Origin of the sequence: Autumnicola edwardsiae (assembly GCF_031846505.1) — a bacterium.
Taxonomy (GTDB): domain Bacteria; phylum Bacteroidota; class Bacteroidia; order Flavobacteriales; family Flavobacteriaceae; genus Autumnicola; species Autumnicola edwardsiae.
In genome coordinates this window covers 1-20,311 of sequence record NZ_JAVRHP010000030.1, presented here as the reverse complement: position 1 = coordinate 20,311, position 20,311 = coordinate 1, and the positions used below count along the sequence as shown (strand labels likewise).

Genomic DNA, 20,311 nt, shown 5'->3' with positions numbered 1-20,311 from the left:
TGGCAATTTTCGTCCTGTAATTGGATTGGTGGTACAATAAAAAAGTCCATTTCCTCAGCTGAAGAAATGGACTTTTTTATTTCAGATTAGAATCTGTTACATCGCTCCCCATTCTTTTAAAGAATCCTTGTTCATCTTTGCATAATCTGCATTTCCGGCCTTTTCAGCGGCGGCTAAAGACTTTTTTGCAGAGGCAATAGCATCTTCTTTTTTGCCCATATCGGCCTCTATTAAAGATTTTCTTCTTTGTACCCAAAACGCAACTTCTTCTCCTTCTGTTGCTTTCTGTATCCACTCGTAGGCTTGTTCAAGATCCTTTTCTGAATCATGATAGTAGCTCGCAGCAGCAAAATAATCGTTTGGTCCCGGCTCACCGTTCATAACTTCCTCTATACTCGCTGTGGCTTTTTGATCTGTAGGAACTTCAAAATTAAGTGAAGCAACGGTATTGTCCCAAATAAAATTCAGTGCAGCAGAATCATTCTGGAGTTCATCGATCATAATAGTAAAGGTCTCCATTTTAAAAGGCAAACTCTGTGTTTCAACAGTAGTTTTTAAAGCTACTTCGTTCTCATCCCATTGTTGGGGCAGCCCCCAATTTTCGGTGTTCTTATAAAACATAACTTCCCATTCGTCCTGTGTGGGGATCGTATAAACAGCATACGAACCGGCAGGGAGATCTTTCCCATCTATAACAACATCGTCGCTAAAAGTAATTTTTGTGTTCTGGTTCGCACCGGTACGCCAAACTTTGCCATAGGGAACAAGGTCTCCAAAAACTTCGCGCCCACGCACACCTGGACGGGAATATTCCAGGGTAACATCGGTAAGCCCAACCTTTTGTTCAATTTTAGCTGAAGGGCTCGGTTGCGGAGTCTGGATTTGAGTTTTGCCGTTAAAGCTTATGGCAGAAACTGCGATAAATAATAGTAGTTTTTTCATAATTGTTTAGTTTAGAAAGTAGTCCTCCAAATATAAGAAGAAGAAGCTCTGAAATTGTAAAATTTTCATCCGTAATAATCAGAACTGAAATTTTTTAAATTGTTTAACTTGTGTTACTAAACAATAAACATATTAAATGATACTTTTGTTTAAACTTCAGTAATGAAAATTTATACTTTAAGAAGTAAACAACAATTACCCATCTCTCTTGATGAAGCGTGGAAGTTCCTATCAGACCCTGCTAATTTAAAAGTAATCACTCCAGATTATATGAGTTTCGACATTTTATCTGGTGCAGACAGGCCAATGTTTGAAGGCCAGATAATACAATATATCGTAACACCCATTGCCGGGATCAAAACAAAATGGGTTACAGAAATCACCCATGTTAGGGACAGGGAATTTTTTGTGGACGAACAGCGGTTTGGCCCATATTCCCTTTGGCACCACAAACATTTTCTAAAAGAAATCGACGGCGGTGTTGAAATGGAGGACGTTGTGGATTATAAATTGCCGATGGGCTTCCTTGGCACTATGGCACATCCCTTCCTGGTAAAACCGAAACTGAAGGAAATCTTTGATTACCGGCAAGAGAAACTTGTTGAACTTTTTGGTGAATTTGGTGCTTCACAAGAACCGGATACAGAAATCAGCGAGAAAAAGCAGCGTCCGTAAAACTTAAAATAACCAGAACTATGAAAAAAGAAATATTACTTATTGGCGGTTCTAAGGGAATCGGATTTAAAATTGCAGAGAAACTTAGTCAAAATCATGATATAACTGTGGCTTCAAGAAACCCTGGAAAACTTGACGAACTTAATATAAAGCACCTGGAATTTGATGTCGAAAAAGATAACATTGAAGATCTTGATTTACCTGATAAGCTCGACGGACTCGTATACTGCCCGGGAAGTATTAATCTGAAACCTTTTAAAATGCATAGAATAGAGGATTTTAAGAAGGAAATGGATTTAAATTTCTTCGGATTAATAAAGTCGGTTCATGGAGTAATGCCCAAATTACAAAATGCAGAAAACGCCAGTCTTATTTTCTTTAGTACAGTGGCGGTAAAAGTTGGAATGCCTTTTCATACCAGCGTGGCCGCAGCAAAAGGAGCTATTGAAGGTTTTGCTCGTTCCCTTGCGGCCGAGTATGCTCCAGACATGCGTGTTAACGTAATTGCTCCTTCCCTGACAGATACAGAACTTTCAGAAAAACTTTTAAATAATGATAAAAAGAAGGAGAAAATGAAAGAACGCCACCCTATGAAACGTGTAGGTAACCCTGAAGATATTGCAAATCTCGCTACCTTTCTCCTTAGCGACGAAAGCAGTTGGATCACCGGCCAGGTAATGGGCGTGGACGGCGGACTTTCAACCTTAAACCTGTCCTGAATGATTAAAAAAGTAAATATTTTCTGGTTTCGAAGGGACCTACGCCTGGACGATAATGCGGGTTTTCTTGAAGCTCTTAAAGATGAACATCCGGTTCTTCCAATTTTCATATTCGATACTGAAATTCTTGATAATTTACCTGAAGATGATGCGCGGGTTACCTTTATCTATGAAACTCTTCAGAATATGAGAAAAAAATTGCGGGAGAACTTTGATAGTTCCATTGCCATGTACCACGGGAAACCTTCAGCTATTTTTAAAAATCTTATCAAGGAATTTGGAATAACTAAAGTCTTTACAAATCACGATTACGAACCTTACTCCAAAAACCGCGATAAGGAAATCAAAGCAATTCTTTCAGAAAATAGTATCGAATTTAAAACTTATAAAGATCAGGTGATTTTTGAAAGAGATGAAATTACAAAAAAGGATGGCGGACCTTATGTGGTGTACACTCCTTACATGAAGAGTTGGAAAGAAAAATTCAAGAAACACAATCTTAAGATCCATTACACCAGTCAGCATCTGGACAATCTCATTGCCAATACGAGGTTACCAAATCTTAGCCTTAGTGACATGGGCTTTACAATTTCCCAATTAAAAGCCCCCGATTATGATGTAACCCCCACCCTTATTCAGGAATATGAAAAAACAAGGGACATTCCCGGTAAAGACGGAACTTCACGCCTTGGCCCCCATCTAAGGTTTGGGACGGTAAGCGTTAGAAAAATGGTAAAAAAAGCCAATGCTGAAAGAAATAAAACTTTTCTAAATGAATTGATCTGGAGAGAATTTTTTATGCAGGTCTTAGATCATAACCCCCATACGGTTACTGATGCTTTTAAGAAAAAATACGATCGTATAAACTGGCGCAATAATAAAGAAGAGTTTCAATTATGGAAAAAGGGAAAAACCGGTTTTCCCCTGGTAGACGCAGGCATGAGGCAGCTTAATGAAATTGGTTTTATGCATAATCGCGTGAGGATGCTGGTGGGCAGTTTTTTGTGCAAACATTTACTTATTGACTGGCGTTGGGGCGAAGCCTATTTTGCTGAAAAGCTGTTGGATTACGAGATGTCATCCAACGTTGGGAACTGGCAGTGGGTGGCCGGAAGCGGAGTTGATGCTGTACCTTACTTTCGAATTTTTAATCCCACTACACAAATCGAAAAATTCGACAAAACACGGAAATACATCAAGAAATGGATTCCCGAATACGGTACAGATGAGTATCCCGAAAAAATGGTAGATCATAAAGAAGCACGAGAAAGGGCGCTTAAAATCTATAAGGAGGCAGTAAGTAACTAACCTCTCATTACTTTCCTGGCCCTCTCAAGATCTTCCTTTGTATCAATTCCGATAGTTTTCATATTGGTTTCCACCATTTTGATCTTTTTTCCGTATTCCAGAAATCGGATAGCTTCAATCTTTTCCGTAGCTTCCAAAGGCAACATCGGTAGGTTGTGAAAATCTATTAAAGCCCTCTTCCGAAATGCATAAATGCCAATGTGCCTAAAATAAGTCATTGGTGCATCTTTATCCCGTGGATAAGGAATAGGGAACCTGGAGAAATAAAGTGCCAGATTGTTTTTATCTGTTATTACCTTTACATTATTGGGATTGGTAATCTCGTCACTTATACTCATTGCAGTTTTTAAAGATGCAAGATCAATTTCTTCGCCTTCATCTTCTCTAAAAACCACCATGAGTTTCGCAAGACTCTCCCTGTCTATAAAAGGCTCATCTCCCTGTACATTTACCACGATATCCACATTCATATCCTCAACAGCTTCAGCAAGACGGTCACTCCCACATTTATGCTCTTTTTTGCTCATTATAACTTTCCCGCCAAAACCGGATATTTCAGAAGCAATTTTATCACTGTCGGTCACTACATAAACCTCCTCAAACAAGGCTGTCTCTTTGGCGGCTTCGTAAGTTCTTCTAATAACCGTTTTACCGTTAAGATCCTGAAGTAATTTTCCAGGAAATCGTGTTGAATCGTACCTGGCCGGGATCATTGCGATTATTCTAAGTGGTTTATCCAATGTTATTGTGTTTTTAGTTGGTCAAAAATAGCCATTTTTAGCAGGCGACCTTGTTTAGGTTAAGTTAATTTCGAAAATCTGTTTTTCTGTTGTCTGCTAAAAATTAAGATGGTGGTCTTAGAATGGCTGATTTCGACTGTTTATGTCTTTTTCACTATTCACTACCTTATTTCAAGCGATGGACTAAAAATGGCAATTTTCGATTCATAGTGTTCAAAAAGGCTATCTTTGAGCAGCAAAGCGGTCTCCTTTCCTGGTTCTTGTTTCTTATTTGTACTTCTCACTCTTCATTCATTGCGTTTTCCACAAAAAAATCATCCTTAAAACCAATCAGGTACAGTTTATCTGTTGCTCTTGTAACTGCAGTATAAAGCCACCTTAAGTATTCCTTACCTACTCCATTTGGCAAATATGGCTGCTCAATAAACACGGTATTCCACTGCCCGCCTTGTGACTTATGGCAGGTCATCGCGTAAGAGAATTTGATTTGCAGGGCATTAAAATACTTATTGTTCTTCACCTTCAGGAATTTCTTGTATTTTGAAGTTTCTTCAGCATAATCTTTCATCACTTCCTGGTACAGATTATTAGATTCTTCATAAGAAAGGGACGGCGTATTGCTCGTTAGCGTGTCCAGCAGCACAACGGTTTCAAAAGGCCGCATCTTAGGATAATCTACCATTTGAACCTGTACTTCAGCAAAGCGAAAACCGTACAGTTCTTTTATTCCGAAGATTTCCAAAACTTTCACAATGTCTCCGTTGGCAATAAAACCTGCTTCGGAAGCAGGTTTTATCCAGAAATAATTGTTTTTCACCACCATTAAATAATCGCCGGCAGATATTTCTTCTTCCTGAAAAAGAATCCTGTTCCTTATTTGCTGGTTGTATTGATTTGCCCGCTTATTGGAACGCACAATAATACTCGTCTCTTCGTTACCAAGATTGTCATAAGAATCCTGAATGGCTTCCATAATATCGTAGCCATCTGTAAGGCGAATCACGTCTTTTTTTGAAGTCAGTTTAAATTTAAAGCTCTCATAGAATTCTTCCTGAAGGCATTCGCGAATCCTTGTGGCGTTCAGCAAAATATCGCTTTCTTCACTTTGTCTTACAACCTCGTCCAGCTCTATATGTTTTACCTCTTTGTTATAACTAAACTGAAGTTTTTCCTCTTGCAATGCAGGGCTCATATCCATCTTAACCGGAGGCAGCTGGGCAGTGTCCCCAATAAGAATTAACTGACAATTCTGTCCCGAATATACAAACTGCATGAGATCGTCCAGCAGGGAACCATTTTCGAACAACTTTGAATCGGAATTCTCATCAGAAATCATGGAAGCCTCATCTACAATAAACAGGCTGTTTTTATGCTTGTTAGGCTGAAGTACAAAACTTACTCCTCCCCCGCCCGATTTCTTCGGGAAATAGATTTTCTTATGGATGGTAAACGCTTCCTGCTTTGAATAATTGGAAATTACTTTTGCTGCCCTACCTGTGGGAGCCAGTAAAACTCCGGATTTCTTTATCTTCCAGAGGTTTTTTACAAGTGAACTGATAATGGTGGTTTTACCGGTTCCCGCAAAACCTTTCAGTACAAACAGAGAATCTTTTCCTCCCGCTGTTGCAAATGCCGACAGTTGCTGCAAAGCTATATCCTGTTTGGCCTTTGCAGGAAATCCCAGATCGTTTAAAAGTAATTTATAAAATGAGGCGGCAGAAGGTACTTCCATAGAGGTTAAGTGAAATATCAAATATAACAATGGATTTTTAGGGAAGAAACTTTTACGAATAAAAAAAAATTGTAGATTTGTCCTATACACTATAAATTTTACATAAATAAATTATTAAAGCATGAGACTTGTAATTCAGTTACTCCTTTGGTTGGTGATAATTTTCCTGGCCTATCTTACATTTGATGCCGTTTACCGACCTATTCAGTTTAACAAAGTTAAAGAGAAGCGTTACGCTAAGGTAATTGAAAATCTAAAAGATATAAGGGCTGCTGAACTTGCCCACAGAGAAGTGACAGGTTCTTTTGAAGAAGATTTTGATAAATTGGTTCGTTTTATTGACACCGCTGAGTTTGCAATTACACAACGTCGTGATACTACTTATCTTGATGAAGAGTATAGAAGGACTTATGGTGTAGACCAATATATTGAAGATGTGGTAATTGACACTCTTGATTTTGTTTCTATAAAGGATTCTTTATTTAATGGGAATGAGGAGCGTTACAGAAGTATGATTAATGTCCCAATTGAAGGTGCAGATGCCCAATTTGATCTGGAAGCCGGTACCATACCTAAAGGTGACAACCAAATTCCTGTATTTGAGGCAAAAATTGCGAAGAGCAAAATTTTATATGATCAGGACAGAACACTGGTTCTACAGGAAAATGAAATCCAGTCTGTGGACGATGTGAATGGTCGTTTTATAAGTGTAGGATCTATGCAGGAGGTCAATACCAACGGGAACTGGCCACAGTCATATGGTGACGAATAAAAGAGAAAATAATTTCTTAAAACTGTCCATTCAGGTTAGCCTGAATGGACTTTCTTTTTGTATGCTAAATACAGAGAGTAAAACCGTGGTTTTTTACAAGAAGTATCCGTTTTCTGCGCAGTTTAATCCGGCCAGGGTCCTGGCAGAAATTGAACTCATTTATCAAAAAGAAGCTTTACTAAAGAAGGAAGTGGATGAGGTGCTTGTTATTTTCAGCAACAGTTTTTACTCCCTCGTGCCTTCTCCTCTTTTTAGTGAAGAAAACGCATCTGACTATTTGAAATTTAACACCAAGATCCTTAAAACCGACTTTATTGCTTATGATGAACTTGGGAAAAGTGAAATTGTAAATGTCTATATTCCGTACACTAACATCATCAATTACTTTTTCGATAAATATGGCGAATTTGAATACCGCCATTCTATAACTGTTCTAATTGGTGAGCTTTTAAAATTACCGGGAGATGATAGGGTTAAAGCATACCTTTACAACAGGAAGAAGGAATATGACCTCGTAATTATTGAGAATGGAAAACTTTTGCTCTGTAACACTTTTTCTTACGAGACCCGGGAAGATTTCTTATATTATATCCTGTTTACTGCAGAACAATTAAACGTTGACCCCCTGGAACTGGATCTGCTCCTTTTGGGCAATATAGATCGCGACTCCCCACTTTATGAAATTGCTTATAATTACATAAAAAATATTAGTTTTCTTGACGTATTTTATCCTTTTGATTATACCGGGGACGTTGAGAAACCGGCAAAACAGTCTGAAGAATATATACTTTTAAAATCGCTGTAATGAGAATAATTTCGGGCACAAATAAAGGCAGGAGAATTACCGCTCCCAAAAAGCTTCCGGTTCGCCCCACCACAGATATGGCGAAGGAAGCCCTTTTTAATATCCTGAACAATAATTTCAATTTTAGTAATCTAAAAGTTGTTGATCTTTTTTCCGGTACTGGAAATATAGCTTATGAATTTGCTTCCCGCGGTGCAGAAAATATTACTGTAGTGGACAGTAACTTCGAATGCGTGAAATTTATCAAAAAGACCGCTTTAGAACTTGATTTTAATATCACAGTTATAAAAAGTGATGTTTTCAAATACCTCGAAAAAGCTTCTGTAAAGGCCGATATTATTTTTGCCGATCCACCTTACGGTTTCGAGGACGACACATTTAAAAGAATTGCAGAAATAATTTTTGAAAATGATCTTTTAAATACCGGCGGACAGCTTATCATTGAACACTCCAAAAAAACCGATCTTACTACGTCACTTCATTTTAAGGATTCACGCAAGTATGGCAATTCCGTTTTTAGCTTTTTTTCGTAAATTAAGCCTATGGATAAAGTTTTGAGAACAAAAGATCTCGAACACACAGTATTGGAATATCATAAGAACTATATTATTTCTACAGTAAAAGAAGATGTTGTAGTGGGACACGTGGAAGTTAATTCCTATATAAAGGTGTGCACGGAGTTTTACAAAGACACCAACTTTGTCTATATTTCCCTTAGAAAAAATAACTACAATGTAAATCCTGTTATTTATCCAGAACTAGTAAACGATATACAGGGCTTAAGGGGAATTGGAATTGTATGCCCTCAAGCTTCCAAAATAAGTACCGCAAAATTTGAGAGTAGCTTTGTTGATTTTCCTTTTGAAATTTTTACTGCCCTTGAAGATGCAGTAGAGTGGGCCAGAGAATTAACAAAAACATGATTTCCCTGCCTTTAACTTTATCTTTTTATTCCAATGACTTTAAGTTATTAATTCTTTTAATCCTCCTTATGACAGTTTCTGATTCAACTTCTCAAGACGCAAAATATGAATTGACTTTTTCTGATGAATTTGATTACCGGGGGCTTCCCAATCCTGAAAAATGGAGCTTCGAAGAAGGTTTTGTAAGAAACATGGAACCGCAATACTATACCAGAGAACGTAGAAAGAATGCGAGGGTTAAAAACGGGAATCTAATCATAGAAGGTCGGAAGGATCAGATTTTAAATAATTCTTATATAGAAGGAAGCACCCACTGGCGCACGAATTCAGAAAAAACCACCTACACCTCTGCCAGCATTAATACATTCGGGAAGTTCAGTTTTAGATACGGGCGGGTACGGGTACGTGCAAAACTCCCACAGGGACAGGGTGTATGGCCTGCGATATGGATGCTGGGTACAGATTTTAATGAGGTAGAATGGCCTTTTGCAGGAGAAATAGATATTATGGAATTTGTCGGTAAAGAAAATGAGCATATCCATGGTACTGTTCATTACCCTGCAGATAATGAAGTGCAATATTCCTCAGATGGTGCGAAATTTTTAGTAACCGACCTTCATAAAGATTTTCACGTTTATGGCATTAACTGGACAAAAGATAGAATTGAATTTTTGATTGACGGAGAACTCTACCACACCTTTCACATAGAAGAAGCGGGAAGTATGGCATATATCTTCAGAAAACCTTATTATTTGCTTATAAACCTGGCCCTTGGTGGTGGCTGGGCGGGAGAACTGGATGAATCTATTCTTCCTCAGCAATTTTTGATAGACTATGTAAGGGTTTACCAGGAAATGGAATAAAAAAAGCAGGTCTGTAAGCCGGATTCTGTGCATTCCGAATAGTTCGAAAGCCCTTGTCATTTATCTGAAACTTTTGTTGCCAAAAGCCTTTAGCTGCCTACCCTCCGGAAGCAGACGGGCCATCTGCAGTACCGGTTTACATGGCATTGCACCGCATAGAGTTTACCTGGTTTCACTACAGCATTACCTGTACATACTTTCTGTTGCACTTGTCCTAACCTTACGGCCGGTGGGCGTTACCCACTATGCTGCCCTATGGTGTCCGGACTTTCCTCTCAACCTCGCATTTCAGGAATAAACCTGAAATAATAGGTCAAGCGACAAGGCGACCTGCTTCCTGCAAAGGTAATGCAAAACACAGGATAAAATTGTTGATTTCTCGTCCTCTTTTGTTTAAAAATAAACTTCACAAACTTCAAGTTTAGACCTGTGATTTTTATATTTGTTGTTCAATAGAATTTGATGGAGCATTTTGTAGTATCAGCCAGAAAATACCGGCCGCAAACTTTTAAGGATGTTGTGGGCCAACAGGCTATAACCAACACCCTTGCCAATGCCATACAGCACAACCATCTTGCACAGGCATTGCTTTTTACCGGCCCGCGTGGCGTTGGTAAAACAACCTGTGCCCGTATTTTGGCAAAAATGATTAACCAGGATGAAAACCATGCTCCAGATGAGGATTTTGCTTTTAATATTTTTGAATTAGATGCCGCTTCAAATAATTCTGTAGACGATATTCGTAATTTAATAGACCAGGTTAGGATTCCGCCGCAAGTTGGAAATTACAAAGTGTACATTATTGATGAGGTACACATGCTTTCCGCTTCCGCTTTTAATGCTTTTCTAAAGACTTTAGAAGAACCTCCAAAACATGCAATTTTCATACTTGCTACTACAGAAAAGCACAAGATAATTCCTACCATTCTTTCAAGATGCCAGATTTTCGATTTTAAGCGGATTACAGTCACCGATGCGAAAAATTACCTGTCTTATATCGCAGAACAGGAAGGCGTAAATGCCGATGAAGATGCGCTGCAAATTATTGCCCAAAAAGCAGATGGGGCCATGCGGGATGCACTTTCTATCTATGACAGGGTAGTGAGTTTTAGCGGGAATGATCTTACCCGGCAGGCTGTAACAGAAAATCTGAACGTTCTGGATTACGACACTTATATGAAGGTGACAGATCTTATCCTCGAAAACAATATTCCGGGGCTGCTGGTTACCTATAATGATATCTTATCCAGCGGTTTTGACGGCCATCACTTTATCGCCGGTCTTGCATCCCACTTCAGGGATTTATTGGTCTGTAAGGATCAAAAAACAATTTCCCTCCTTGAGGTTGGAGAACAGACCAAGAGGAGATATTTTGAGCAGTCACAAAAAACTTCTCATCAATTTTTGCTGGAAGGAATTAACCTTGCCAACGACTGTGATTTAAAGTACAAAAGCAGCCGAAATCAGCGTCTTTTGGTGGAATTATGTCTCATGCAACTCGCCTCCATCACCTTTGATGGAGAAAAAAAAAAGTCTGAACGGCGTATAATTCCGCCCGGTCAATTTGAAAACCCGGCTTCTCCCCTTTCTTCAGAAGAAAGAAAACTAATTCAGAATAACGAATATGCTGCCAATGATTCTGTCGCGCCTAAGGAATCGCAGTTACCTTCAGAAAAAAACAAAACGCCAGATGGAGCTTGTGAACCTGTAAAAGAAAATCCGGAATATTATTCAGAAAAAAGTCCTGCGGAAGAAATTCAGCAGAAAAAAGCTACAACAACACCTCCTGCTGCCAGGAAACCTGAGACAGAGCCGGTAACAGATACTTCAGTACAAAAGGAAAAGGTATCGGGCCTTTCCCTGAAGAGTATACGTGCAAAGAAAGAAATTGCGGCTAAACAACAGGCAAATGTTCCTGCTGAGAAGGAGATGACGAGCGAATTTTCGGAAACTCAGCTGCAATTGGCCTGGAACGAATATGTGCAAAGACTGAAGAAAAGTGGAGAGAAGATTCTTGCCTCTATCCTTGAAACCGATTTACCAAAGCTGAAAGAAAGAGAGATAATTATTGAGCTTCCTGCCGAAACAATGAAAATTGACCTGGAGAGGGCGCAAAATAAACTTATGGGTTTTTTAAAGAACAAGCTCCATAATTCGCAAATATCGCTCACAATTCTTGTAAACGAAAGCAGTGCGAAGAAATTTGCTTTTACTCCGATAGAAAAATATAATAAACTGAAGGAAAAAAATCCTTTAATAGACAAATTGAGATCAACATTTGATTTAGACGTATAAATATGTTAGGATTAAAATTACCAACAGACCCACGATGGGCCGATATTGCTGAAAAAAATATAGATGAAATTCTAATCGATCACGCCTGGTGTGAACAAAAAGCAGCGTCTACAGCAATTTCCCTGATTGTCACCTATCCCGAATATTCTGAACTTGTAACAGCGATGACTGCACTGGCAAGGGAAGAAATGGGACACTTTAAAATGGTTTTTGATCGCATCCTAAAGAGAGGTTACACCTTAGGTCATGACCGCAAGGACGAGTATGTGATCCAGCTGCGGAATTTCTTTCCCAAAGGAGGCAGTCGTACCACACAGCTGGTACACAGGTTATTAATTGCCGGTTTAATTGAAGCCAGAAGCTGTGAACGCTTCCGGTTGCTTTCAGAAAAACTGGAAGACCAAGAACTCGCTGAATTCTACCGTAGTTTGATGGTTAGTGAGGCCAACCACTACACGATGTTCCTTCAATTCGCCAGAAAGTACGGAGATCGTGAAGTTGTGGACCAGAAATGGCAGGATTTGTTGGAATTTGAAGCTCAAGTCATGAAAGATCTTGGAAAAAAAGAGAGCATTCACGGATAAATTTTCAAAGCATCGTGTTTTTTAACTGTATAAGACATTAAAACTTTTTGGCCATATAGAAAGAGCTTCAAAATTGGCAATTTTCGATCTCCAGGTAATTTATAGGCACAGATTGGATTTTTCCTGCTGATTATCGCTGCCAGAAATCCGAAAAAATTCTAATTTATAGCTGATTACAAGTAAATACTAAAATCTTTATTGCGGACTGCTTCAGTTTATCGAAAACTGACAAATTCTTGCCTGCTCTTGATTTTTCATTCCTTACAAAATCTAACTAATTTTGGCTTTCATTGTATAAGGATTTAATAATTCCATCAGAAAGACCAATTTTTGGAACATAAATCTGATTTGCCTTAGCCCACTTCATGGAATTAACGTAAATCTTCGAAGCCGGAATAATAACATCTGCCCTGTCATTTTTAAGATCCAGTTCGGTAATCCTTTCCTCATAAGTATAGGAATTAATCAGTTCGTCATATTTCTTTAAATAGGAAAGGCTTAAAGGCTTACCTTCTTTTTTTCCACTGGTTTTAAAGATGTTATTTATATTTCCGCCGGAGCCAATAAGATCTATATCGTTAAATCCCTTTGTGGTGTCTTTCACCCAGTTTTCCATTTCTTTCCAGGTGCTGTTTTTCACCAGATCGTTCAGTAACCTTACCGTCCCTACTTTAAAAGACTTTGAAGCCACGGTTTTGCCGTTACTGTACAGTGTATATTCAGTACTACCTCCACCCACGTCTACATATAGATAATTGCAATCATTTTGAATAAGCGCATGCAAATCTGTAGCTGCGATAATTGCCGCTTCGTGGTTTCCATCTATTATTTCTATGTCCACACCGGTTTTTTCCCCGATCATCTTAGTTACGTTCTCTCCATTTTCAGCTTCTCTCATTGCTGAAGTTGCACAGGCTTTGTATTTTTCTACTCCATGAGACTTCATTAGCAGGTCAAAAGCCTGCATGGTATCCAGCATCCGGGAAATATTTCTTTCAGAAATATTTTTATTAAGAAAAACATCAGCTCCCAGGCGGATAGGCACCCGCACAAGGGAGGTTTTTCTAAAGTTTGGATCTTGTCCTTCTTTTTCTGTAATCGTAGACACCAACAGCCTTACTGCGTTGGAACCAATATCTATAGCTGCGTAATTTTTTTGTGTAATCACTCTGTTATTGTTTCAATTTTCTTTAAATAATAATCGTATAACGCAAACTGGGAACGTAAAGGTGGTTGATCGTCCTTTCTTCGGTTATTTGTCTGTTCCCCATCAAAAATCCTGGCCTTTACATTATCCCTCCAGCTTATATCAAAAGTTTCCAGGATTTCCTTTTTTACATCTTCATCATAAATGGGACAGGAGATTTCCACTCTTTGATCCATATTTCTCGTCATCCAATCTGCTGAAGAAATATATATTTTTGGGTTTCCGGAGTTTTCGAAAATGTAAAGCCGCGGATGTTCTAAAAACTTATCTACAATACTTATAGCTTCAATGTTTTCACTCATTCCCTTAACCCCCGGGATTAAGCAGCAGATACCGCGTACAATGAGCTTGATCTTTACTCCCGCCGAGCTGGCCTGGTAAAGTTTATCAATCATTTTATAATCGGAAAGGCTATTAAGCTTCAATTTAATTTCAGCAAAAACACCTTTTTTGGCTGCGTCTATTTCCTTCTGAATAAGCCCCATTAAAGCGGTCCTGGTATAATGTGGAGAAACCAAAAGATGTTTGTACTTATTTACTTTATAATTTGTTTCAAAAAAGTCGAATACCTTGTTCACCTCTTTCAGGATTTCAGGATCTGCGGTAAAAAGCGTGTAGTCTGTATACACCCTGGAAGTAGATTCATTAAAATTTCCGGTACTTAAGAATCCGTACCGGCGCGTTTTCCCTTCCTCTTCCCTTTCAATAACACAGGCTTTGCAATGCACTTTAAGCCCTGGGACGCCAAAGATAAGATTTACTCCCTCCTGTTGCATTTGCTCGGCATATCGAATGTTTGCCACTTCATCAAACCTCGCCCTCAATTCGATTTGCACCGTTACTTTTTTACCATTTTTTACTGCATTAATTAAAGAGCTTGCGATATGGGAAATCTTTGCAAGCCTGTAAATAGTAATTTTAATGGTTTTTACCTTGGGATCCAGCGCTGCTTCCCTTAAGAATTTAACGGTGTAGGAAAAAGTTTGATAAGGGGTATAAAGCAGGAAATCTTTGGCAGCAATGCCAGACAGGAGACTGGCTTGCAGAATAAGCCCGGGAATTGGCAAAGGATCACGTACTTCATAGTAAAGTTCGTTGGAACCAAGACTGGGAAAATTCATGTAATCCCTCCTGTTGTGATATCTCCCGCCGGGAATTATGCTATCTGTAGAATCAATCCCCATCTTATTCATTAAATAAGTAAGGGTGTCCTCATCAATATTCATATCATAAACAAAACGGACCGGATCTCCTTTGATCCTGTCTTTCACACTGCTGGAAATTTTTTCTATAAAACTTTTACTTAAATCACTGTCGATATCCAGCTCTGCATCTCTTGTTATTTTTATCATGTGAGCAGTAATACTCTCATACTCGAAAATGTTAAAAATTCGATGCAGATTATATCTAATCAGGTCGTCAAGCAACATGATATACTGCTTACCACCCTCCTCCGGGAGTACAACAAAACGCTCTATACTCCTTGGAATTTCAATTAAAACATACTTCTTCTCTTTTACAGAACGGTCGATAAGCTGAGTAATCCCGTGCTTTGGCACTTCTTCCTTCATCACCATTTTTACAGCCAGGTAAGCTGCACTATCTTTAAGACTCGGAATTTCCGGAAGATCATTTAGGATGATTGTAACCAGCGCCGGACTTACTTTTGAAAGAAAGAATTCTTTAATAAATTCTTCCTGAGATTCTGAAACCTCATTTTCTTTGATAATATTAATGTTGTGTTGCCTGAGCCGTGTCTGAATATCATCGAGAATTTTTAAACTCTCAGATTGTTGACGGATAACTATTTCGGTTATTTTCTCCAGTAATTTACTGGCTTTTATTCCTCCAAGTGCGCTTTTACCTGCTTTTCCGGCCAGGTCGATTCGTTTAACAGTTGCATACCTTACTTTAAAAAATTCGTCCAGGTTGTTGGAAAATATTCCTAAGAAACGGAGTCTTTCTATTAAGGGAACAGTTTCGTCTTCAGCTTCCTGAAGCACTCTGGAATTAAATTGCAACCAGCTAAGCTCCCGGTTTATATATTTTCTATTCAGCATAAATTATCGCAAATTCTTAGGTAGTAAAGTTATAATGGTTTTTCCGTTTTTAATATCTTTCCATTCATCATTTTGAAAATCAATAACACAAAGTCCGGTGGTAGGGAGATTCTCCAGGTGTTTATCTCCCAAGAGGTTTACCGTATTGGTCATAGCTGGATTATGCCCAAAAACCATTAATTTATCTATAGCATTGGGGCAGGACCTTATAATTTCCTGCAGCTCTTTAGCATCAAAAGTATAGAGTTTCTGCCGTATTCTGAATTCTTCATCCGACACCTTGAGAGCTTCCTTAAATATTGTTGCTGTTTCCAATGCACGGGTAGCCGGACTACTCCATAACATTGCTCCCGGGGAATAGAATTCTGTAAATGTTTTTGAAATTTTTTCCCCGTCCCTATAGCCTCTTTTCTTCAGAGGTCTCTTATGATCCGGAAGATCTTCTTTCCAGGACGATTTACCATGTCTCACCAGGATTAATCTCTTCATAATTAAGGTGCTAAGCGTTCAATTTTCCATTTCTGATCTACTTTTGAAAACAGAATCCTGTCGTGTAGACGATTTTTTCTACCCTGCCAAAACTCATAATTCACTGGAACAACATTGTAGCCTCCCCATTCGTTTGGTTTCGGTATTGTTTCTCCTTCATATTTCTTTGTGAGATCCTCCAATTCCTCTTCAAGCTCCTGCCGGGAAGATATTCTCTTGCTCTGATTTGAAGCTAAAGCACCCAATTGACTACCACGGGGCCGGGAATAAAAATAAGCGGAAGACTCCTCTTCAGAAGTTTTTGTTGCAACACCTTTAATTATTACCTGCCGCTCCATGTTTGGCCAGAAAAAAGAAAGACATACCTGCGGATTTTTTGATATCGCCAGTCCTTTTTCAGATTCGTAATTAGTATAAAACGTAAATCCCTTTTCAGTATATTTCTTTAATAAAACAACCCGGTTCTTAGGAAATCCATCCAGTCCAATAGTGGAAATATTCATGGCATTGGCCTCATCTATCTTATCATCCTTCTCGGCTTCCAAAAACCATTCTTCAAACAACATAATAGGAGAGACAGGAATAACAGTTTCTGAAAGCGTATATTTCTCGTAGGATTTTCTATAATCCTGAAGATTCTTTTCCATTTCTAAGAGCTTTCCTGCAATTTAAGAGTTTTGCGCCGAAGTAAAAATCTGAAAAAGTAACTTTCTTCTCTTATAGCTATTTTTTCGTAGAAATTTTACAGACCGGTCACTACAGCTCTTAATGTAAAGTTAAAAATAAGCCTTTCATCTGGGTTTTTTAACCATACATCCATAAAGGCACTGATCATGATAATTGAATAAAATTTAATCCATAAATTGGCGCTATTATTGGTTCTTCCCCCGGAACTAAAAAATCTTAACCTACTACTTAAGAATGTTTATTAAAAAAGTAGTACGATGTCTAAGGCTGTATATAACCCAAAGTCCAAAACCTTTCTTTCCCGTTTTTTACTAGTAATTTTTGCTGTAGGAATTACTGCCAGTTGCTCTGTTCCTGCAATGACCAATCCTGACAGCTATCAACGGAAACATGAAGTCTACGCAGTAGATTTTAATCCGAATAACCTGAACAATATTGAAATTTCCAAAATGGAAGAAGGTGACTGGATAGAAATGGGCCAGGTTAAAAATGGACAGAATTCCAAATATACCATTAGCATTGAAGATGACCATCTTATTGTTACTGCGAATGACTCTCCAATGGATGTTCCAAATTATAAAACCTGGATTAATTATGCCATGCAGGAACTCGGTTACACCGTAAGTTCACCATATGATGTTTTTGAAACTGTGGAAGAAGGTTGGATTTATGCTATCGATTTAGATGAATTTCCTCTTGTAGAGGCAGAAGAACATCGCATGATCATGTACGAAAATAAATAAATTCCCTCCTACTTTAACAAGTATTAATGTTTCTATAAAGTCTTTCTCTGCACGTAAAAATCAATTTTTCACTTATTTTATATTGACTTTTCACCTAAAAGACAGGTAGTTTACCGAAGAAAGAATAGCTTACATCTAATAATTCCTTTATTACTTTTTTAAGGATTTATTTGTAATAATTTTACTTCAATGTTGTTCAGGTGAGTACGAAATACTGTCCCCTCAAAGTATTTAAATCACCTGGCAAAATTACAAAACTAAATTTTTTTTTGCTTAAATCTTCTTAAAGGCCAGAGTGAACCCCAACTTACTCAAAGAGCTCGAAGACAGTTTTTATAGAACCTTACAAACACCTACTTATGGATTATAGAGTTACATCTATTTTATCAGGATTGCTCATATTTATTTTTCTGATTCTTTCTTTTCAAAATGCTCAAGCCTACAAAACTACAGCGGTCCAAAGTGATTCTGTAGGAAATAAAGGAATAATTAATATAAGATGTTATTCAAAGACAAAAACCTTTCCGTCATCGGAAAGTTCACAATTCGGAAATACTTCCGATGCTTCTTCTTTAAATTTCTCAAGATTGGAATAACGGGTAGAGTAATGACCTAAGAGAAGCTGCGAAACTTCAGCTTCTCTCGCAATTGTGGCAGCCTGTTTGGCTGTAGAATGTTTTGTAGGTGCGGCAAGCTCATGTTTGTCTTCTAAAAAAGTAGACTCATGGTATAGAACTGTAGCCTTTTTAATCTGTGGGATAATTTCAGGATAAAATGAAGTATCACTGCAATAGGCGTAGCTCTTTACCGGTGCCGGATCTGCCGTGACTTTCTGATTTGGGACAAGCTCACCATCTTCAGAAATAACGTCTTTGCCTTTTTTTAAACTGTTATATAAGCTTACATCAATATTATACTCCTGTGCCTTTTGAATTAATAACTTCCTGTCGCCAGGCTTTTCTCTGAATAAAAAACCATTAGTATATATCCTGTGGTTCAGCGGAATTGTTTCTACTGTAACTTTTTCATCTTCATAGATAACTTCTGAAGATTTACTCTCCAGTTCATGAAAATAAAGCGAGTAATTGGTCCAGGAGTTAGAAAGTTTGAGCTGAAGAGTAATAATTTCTTTAATCCCCTTTGGACCATAAACATGGAGGTCTGCTTCACGGTTTAAGAGACGAAAGGTAGAAATTAACCCTACAAGGCCAAAACAATGGTCCCCATGAAGATGGGAAATAAAGATATGCTGAATTTTAGAAAATTTGATTTTATTCCTTCTTAGCTGTACCTGAGTTCCTTCACCACAATCAATTAAAAAAATATGGTTTTTAATTTCTAAAACCTGTGAAGTAGGATTGGTAAAGGTTCGTGGTGTGGCAGCATAACAGCCAAGAATAGTAAGTTTCATCATAGTATAAATCCTTGCATCTTATAAATTAAAGATGCACTTAAAACCCCAAATCCCGTTCAATTTCTTCCATTTGTATCACATCTTCGGCTTCCTGTAACGTAGGCACCACCATTAATTCCTCCGGAACCTTGTCCATATGCAGGGCATTGTTCACAATAACAAATGATTTCTTCTGCTTCTTGTGTACATTCGATAATTCCAGAAATCCCAAAATTTCATCAAGCCTAAGATTTTCATACTCTTTTATATCTATAACAACATTCTGTTCGTGAAAATCGTCATGATGCGTAGTGAGATAGGATGCAAACGCTGTAATAGAATCCTGGTCGTTCTCAATAAGGAGGTAATTTTCTTTTTCTGTAGTCTTCATAATTCTTCTTTGATCCTAAAGTTATAAAAGACGGGGAACTTTATTGCTTTATTTTTGAAGCAAGTAAATAAATCACTGCCATTCTCACTGCTACCCCATTTTGAACCTGATCCAGTATTATAGCTTGTTTAGAATCTGCAACATCACTGGTAATTTCCACTCCCCTGTTTATGGGGCCAGGATGCATCACTACGATCTCCTTAGAAAGTCCTTCAAGAATACTCTTGTTTAAACCGTACTGCTGGATATATTCCCTCGTACTGGGAAAATAGCTTATATCCATTCTCTCATTCTGCACCCTTAACATATTCGCCACATCACACCATTCCAGTGCAGCTTTAAGATTGGTCTCCACTTTAACCCCCAGAGATTCAATATGCTTCGGAATAAGCGTCTTTGGACCGCAAACCTTAACCTCGGCTCCCTGAAGTTTTAAAGCAAAAATATTTGAAAGGGCTACGCGGCTATGAAGGATATCCCCTACTATTACCACTTTCTTCCCTTGTACAGAACCTAGTTTTTCTCTAATGGAATAGGAATCCAGTAAAGCCTGTGTGGGATGCTCATGCGCCCCATCCCCGGCATTAATAATTCGTGCATTTACGTGCTTAGATAAAAATATACCCGCTCCTGGATTGGGATGCCTCATTACCACCATATCTACTTTCATAGAAAGGATATTGTTTACGGTATCGATAAGTGTCTCTCCCTTTTTTACTGAAGATGAAGCCGCAGAAAAATTAATAATATCTGCACTCAAGCGTTTTTCTGCAAGTTCAAAAGATAATCTTGTACGCGTACTGTTTTCAAAGAAAAGATTTGCTATGGTAATATCACGGAGAGAAGGAACTTTCTTGATGGGCCGGTTAATCACTTCTTTAAAATGATCTGCCGTTTTAAAAATCAATTCAATATCTTCTTTATCAAGATATTTTATTCCCAGTAAGTGATCCACACTTAATTCGCTCCTCATTTTCTTTTAT

Annotated in this window: 21 protein-coding genes and 1 other RNA gene; 11 read left to right on the top strand and 11 right to left on the bottom strand. The window is 38.2% G+C overall.

Annotated features, from left to right (window positions below; genetic code table 11):
• Positions 1-96: 96 nt before the first annotated feature.
• Positions 97-942: a DUF2911 domain-containing protein gene (locus tag RM529_RS07675; protein WP_311484218.1), complete on the bottom strand. Its 846-nt coding sequence runs from the start codon at positions 940-942 to the stop codon at positions 97-99.
• Positions 943-1,104: 162 nt separating this feature from the next.
• On the opposite strand from RM529_RS07675, the gene RM529_RS07670 reads away from it, so the two are divergent.
• From RM529_RS07670 to RM529_RS07660, 3 genes are read left to right on the top strand one after another with little or no spacing between them, the layout of a single operon-like run.
• A complete protein-coding gene (locus tag RM529_RS07670) occupies positions 1,105-1,617 on the top strand; it encodes an SRPBCC family protein (protein WP_311484217.1) in 513 nt (170 codons plus the stop codon).
• Positions 1,618-1,637: 20 nt separating this feature from the next.
• Entirely contained in the window at positions 1,638-2,336 is a 699-nt protein-coding gene (locus RM529_RS07665) for an SDR family NAD(P)-dependent oxidoreductase (RefSeq protein WP_311484216.1), read from the top strand.
• A complete protein-coding gene (locus tag RM529_RS07660; protein ID WP_311484215.1) occupies positions 2,337-3,644 on the top strand; it encodes a cryptochrome/photolyase family protein in 1,308 nt (435 codons plus the stop codon). It abuts the gene before it with no gap.
• Here RM529_RS07660 and kdsB read toward each other — a convergent pair.
• Complete coding sequence (kdsB, locus tag RM529_RS07655) at positions 3,641-4,357, bottom strand: 3-deoxy-manno-octulosonate cytidylyltransferase (protein ID WP_311484233.1); 717 nt, start codon at positions 4,355-4,357, stop codon at positions 3,641-3,643. The two genes, RM529_RS07660 and kdsB, sit on opposite strands and share 4 nt — an antisense overlap.
• A gap of 307 nt (positions 4,358-4,664) precedes the next feature.
• Positions 4,665-6,116 carry an ATP-dependent DNA helicase gene (locus tag RM529_RS07650; protein ID WP_311484232.1) on the bottom strand — a complete coding sequence of 484 codons (1,452 nt, stop codon included), beginning with the start codon at positions 6,114-6,116 and terminating at the stop codon, positions 4,665-4,667.
• A gap of 121 nt (positions 6,117-6,237) precedes the next feature.
• On the opposite strand from RM529_RS07650, the gene RM529_RS07645 reads away from it, so the two are divergent.
• The 5 genes from RM529_RS07645 (at position 6,238) to RM529_RS07625 (ending at position 9,479) form a co-directional block, all read left to right on the top strand.
• Positions 6,238-6,888, top strand: coding sequence for a hypothetical protein (locus tag RM529_RS07645; protein ID WP_311484214.1), 651 nt, complete (start codon positions 6,238-6,240; stop codon positions 6,886-6,888).
• Positions 6,875-7,693: a DUF3822 family protein gene (locus RM529_RS07640; protein ID WP_311484213.1), complete on the top strand. Its 819-nt coding sequence runs from the start codon at positions 6,875-6,877 to the stop codon at positions 7,691-7,693. Before RM529_RS07645 ends, RM529_RS07640 begins: the two co-directional genes overlap by 14 nt.
• Positions 7,693-8,226 (top strand): RsmD family RNA methyltransferase, encoded by a 534-nt coding sequence (locus tag RM529_RS07635; RefSeq protein WP_311484212.1) that lies wholly within the window; start codon positions 7,693-7,695, stop codon positions 8,224-8,226. Before RM529_RS07640 ends, RM529_RS07635 begins: the two co-directional genes overlap by 1 nt.
• A gap of 9 nt (positions 8,227-8,235) precedes the next feature.
• Positions 8,236-8,616, top strand: a complete 381-nt coding sequence (locus RM529_RS07630) for a hypothetical protein (RefSeq protein ID WP_311484211.1) — start codon at positions 8,236-8,238, stop codon at positions 8,614-8,616.
• 68 nt (positions 8,617-8,684) lie between these two features.
• Positions 8,685-9,479: a glycoside hydrolase family 16 protein gene (locus tag RM529_RS07625; RefSeq protein WP_311484210.1), complete on the top strand. Its 795-nt coding sequence runs from the start codon at positions 8,685-8,687 to the stop codon at positions 9,477-9,479.
• Here the strand turns inward: RM529_RS07625 and rnpB are convergent.
• Positions 9,478-9,816, bottom strand: an RNA gene (rnpB, locus tag RM529_RS07620) — RNase P RNA component class A. The genes RM529_RS07625 and rnpB overlap by 2 nt on opposite strands.
• 125 nt (positions 9,817-9,941) lie before the next feature.
• On the opposite strand from rnpB, the gene RM529_RS07615 reads away from it, so the two are divergent.
• Together RM529_RS07615 and RM529_RS07610 are read left to right on the top strand one after the other, a co-directional pair.
• On the top strand, positions 9,942-11,774 hold the full coding sequence (locus RM529_RS07615) for a DNA polymerase III subunit gamma/tau (protein ID WP_311484209.1): 1,833 nt from the start codon (positions 9,942-9,944) through the stop codon (positions 11,772-11,774).
• 2 nt (positions 11,775-11,776) lie between these two features.
• On the top strand, positions 11,777-12,358 hold the full coding sequence (locus tag RM529_RS07610) for a MiaE family protein (protein ID WP_311484208.1): 582 nt from the start codon (positions 11,777-11,779) through the stop codon (positions 12,356-12,358).
• 274 nt (positions 12,359-12,632) lie between these two features.
• Here the strand turns inward: RM529_RS07610 and RM529_RS07605 are convergent, their stop codons facing one another.
• Genes RM529_RS07605 through pdxH form a run of 4 tightly spaced genes read right to left on the bottom strand, consistent with a single transcriptional unit; the run spans position 12,633 to position 16,761 of the window.
• On the bottom strand, positions 12,633-13,526 hold the full coding sequence (locus tag RM529_RS07605) for a Ppx/GppA phosphatase family protein (protein WP_311484207.1): 894 nt from the start codon (positions 13,524-13,526) through the stop codon (positions 12,633-12,635).
• On the bottom strand, positions 13,523-15,625 hold the full coding sequence (ppk1, locus tag RM529_RS07600) for a polyphosphate kinase 1 (RefSeq protein ID WP_311484206.1): 2,103 nt from the start codon (positions 15,623-15,625) through the stop codon (positions 13,523-13,525). Before ppk1 ends, RM529_RS07605 begins: the two co-directional genes overlap by 4 nt.
• A gap of 3 nt (positions 15,626-15,628) precedes the next feature.
• On the bottom strand, positions 15,629-16,114 hold the full coding sequence (locus RM529_RS07595) for a SixA phosphatase family protein (protein ID WP_311484205.1): 486 nt from the start codon (positions 16,112-16,114) through the stop codon (positions 15,629-15,631).
• Between the two features lie 2 nt (positions 16,115-16,116).
• Positions 16,117-16,761: a pyridoxamine 5'-phosphate oxidase gene (gene pdxH, locus RM529_RS07590; protein ID WP_311484204.1), complete on the bottom strand. Its 645-nt coding sequence runs from the start codon at positions 16,759-16,761 to the stop codon at positions 16,117-16,119.
• A gap of 297 nt (positions 16,762-17,058) precedes the next feature.
• On the opposite strand from pdxH, the gene RM529_RS07585 reads away from it, so the two are divergent.
• The gene (locus tag RM529_RS07585) at positions 17,059-17,544 is read left to right on the top strand and encodes a hypothetical protein (RefSeq protein ID WP_311484203.1); all 486 of its coding nucleotides are present in this window, start codon (positions 17,059-17,061) and stop codon (positions 17,542-17,544) included.
• A 502-nt stretch (positions 17,545-18,046) separates the two neighbouring features.
• Here the strand turns inward: RM529_RS07585 and RM529_RS07580 are convergent.
• The 3 genes from RM529_RS07580 to RM529_RS07570 are packed head-to-tail and all read right to left on the bottom strand — an operon-like array spanning position 18,047 to position 20,301.
• Positions 18,047-18,955, bottom strand: a complete 909-nt coding sequence (locus RM529_RS07580) for a ribonuclease Z (protein WP_311484231.1) — start codon at positions 18,953-18,955, stop codon at positions 18,047-18,049.
• 40 nt (positions 18,956-18,995) lie between these two features.
• Entirely contained in the window at positions 18,996-19,328 is a 333-nt protein-coding gene (locus RM529_RS07575) for a ribonuclease Z (protein ID WP_311484202.1), read from the bottom strand.
• 40 nt (positions 19,329-19,368) lie between these two features.
• A complete protein-coding gene (locus RM529_RS07570) occupies positions 19,369-20,301 on the bottom strand; it encodes an aspartate carbamoyltransferase catalytic subunit (protein WP_311484201.1) in 933 nt (310 codons plus the stop codon).
• Positions 20,302-20,311 lie beyond the last annotated feature (10 nt).